Annotated in this window: 2 protein-coding genes and 1 pseudogene; all 3 read right to left on the bottom strand. The window is 30.3% G+C overall.

The window, feature by feature from the left end; all coding sequences use genetic code 11:
- Positions 1 to 16 precede the first annotated feature (16 nt).
- On the bottom strand, positions 17 to 730 hold the full coding sequence (locus tag C8269_RS10700; RefSeq protein WP_075574320.1) for a replisome organizer: 714 nt from the start codon (positions 728 to 730) through the stop codon (positions 17 to 19).
- Between the two features lie 88 nt (positions 731 to 818).
- Positions 819 to 1,823: an ORF6N domain-containing protein gene (locus tag C8269_RS10695; RefSeq protein WP_106461831.1), complete on the bottom strand. Its 1,005-nt coding sequence runs from the start codon at positions 1,821 to 1,823 to the stop codon at positions 819 to 821.
- 133 nt (positions 1,824 to 1,956) lie between these two features.
- Positions 1,957 to 2,217: pseudogene (locus tag C8269_RS11045) on the bottom strand (hypothetical protein); the annotation flags it as partial.

Raw genomic sequence — 2,217 nt, 5'->3', positions numbered from 1 at the left:
TTCCACCTCTTTTTATCTATAAAGATTCTCCTACATCATAGTTCATTTTTTTATTTAAACCTTTCTGTCTTAGTTTGTCTTTATCTTCTTCATACCAATTAAGGATTGTTACATAATGGTCTTTATAATATTTCCCAGAGCTTTTGATATATCTTGATAGCTTTTCAATCATTGTATCTGTATGACTTTGCAGCTTATCCTTTAACTTATGGTATTCTTCTTCAGTTAATCGAACATTTTGATATTTTCCGTAAAAAGAAACTGGGGCTGCTTGGTTTTCTTTTTCTCCTCTCCCCTTATCTATACTAACCTTATCTAATCTACCCTTACCTATACTATGCGGACAAATGGTTGACACTTGGTTGTCATTTGGTATACCAAGATTTTCAAGTTTGATATATGCTCCATTTTCTGTTTGTGTTAAGCTTTGTTTTTCTGTAATATACATCGTTTCTTTTCGCCTGTCATTCCTGATGTAGTTATTTATCTTCCAATGAGTAATTACAATAATTCCCCTTTCAAAGACAATTACAAAGCCTTTTGTTATTAGTATTTTTAGGTCATCTTCATTTGCTCCTATGATTTTTATTATCTTCTTTGGATTGTCCACAAAACCATCATCATCTGCCCTCATTGATAGATGAAAATACAGGCATTGACTACTTAGTGGCATATCCAAAAATAAGTCGCTATCTACTATCTTTAGTGAAAACATTCTTTTATCTGCCATGCTCTCCTACCTTTCTTCAAATAAAAAAAGACGATAGTTTTTACTTCTACCGCCTTACGTAAATTATTTTGATTTTTATTTTTGTATATTAAATTTTTAAGTCTTTATTATTTAACATCTTACTAAACATATCATGGTACATATCTTTAGAAGATTCTTCTATCTTGGTAATACTTGATATTTTATTTCCCGCATCCTTTGACGAAGCTCCGCAAAGATAAAAGGCTTCATTTTCTGTTCCACAGTCTATTGCTATATATCTATCGTGATATTTTTTACCTGCTATCTTAAGTTTCAGGTCTATATTAGGATAGTCTTTTCTAAAATCATCTAAGATGTTTTTTGTAAGCATATCCTTGTTCTTGACATTATCACTAAAGACTACGATTTGAGTCTTATCTCTTGCAGCTCTTAAAAGTTCTAATGTTTTAAGTCCTATATAGTTATCTATTACATAAATGCTTTTCTTTGCTGATTTATATATTTTTGTATAGGCAACATCAGCTTCTATCTTATCTCCATTCATCAAGAGGAAATGTTTATATGTTTCCGGGTCTATAAAATTATCCATTACCTTTTTCAAATCTTCTTTTGTAGCCATTTGAGATTTTATTCCTGCAATATCTTTTGTGTTTTGGTTGGTTTGAATGGCAATTTGTACTAATTCTTTTGAACTGATAAAATCTTGATTTTCAATAATAAAGTCTTTCATTTGCTTAAACATTCGTATTAAAGCCTTGCTCTGTTTAACAGCAAGTTCTCCCCTTAATACAGTCATAAGCATATATATTCCCTGTTCTGTAAAGGCATATGGATTATACTTTATATTGCTTCCTCTACCTGTTCCTCTCTTCAAGGTCACATTTTGTGATCTTGAAAGTTCATATACTTCTTCATCGGTTAATTGGAACATAAAATCATCATCAAATTTTTCATTATTTCTTTTTACCTGTTGATTAAAAGCTCTTGTTTCATACCCATATATTTCAGCAAGTTCAAAATCAAGCATAACCTTTTGATTTCGTATATAGTAAATCTTACTTTTAATTGTAGTTTCATCTATAACTACAATTTCCTTGTTTTGTTCTGCCACAAAATTCACCTCCTATATATTTTTGGGGCTACAAGTTGTAGCCATTTTCTCTTTATTTCATTTATCTTACAGCTCTTAAGCCAATTATCCATAATATTTTCAAAATCTAATTTCTATAATTATACCAAAAATGTTAAATCTTTTCTATCTCTCCCTCTCTCTCTTTATCTATCTCTATCTCTATCTCTATCTCTTGTCGGACATGGGTTGGACTCATTAAGGACAATGTCCTCTGTTTATTTTGTCTGTGAAAAATTCTTCTTTCAATTTTATCCAATAATATCTTTTGTTTGTTGCCATATCTGTTCCTTTCTTGATTTTCGATAATCGAAATTCTTGATTTCCGATTTTCGGAATTCTTGTTATTATAGTTATTTAAGGGTGTAACTTTTCG

Source organism: Anaerococcus sp. Marseille-P3915, from assembly GCF_900258475.1.
Taxonomy (GTDB): Bacteria; Bacillota; Clostridia; order Tissierellales; family Peptoniphilaceae; genus Anaerococcus; species Anaerococcus kampingae.
This window is presented reverse-complemented; position numbering and strand designations above follow the sequence as displayed.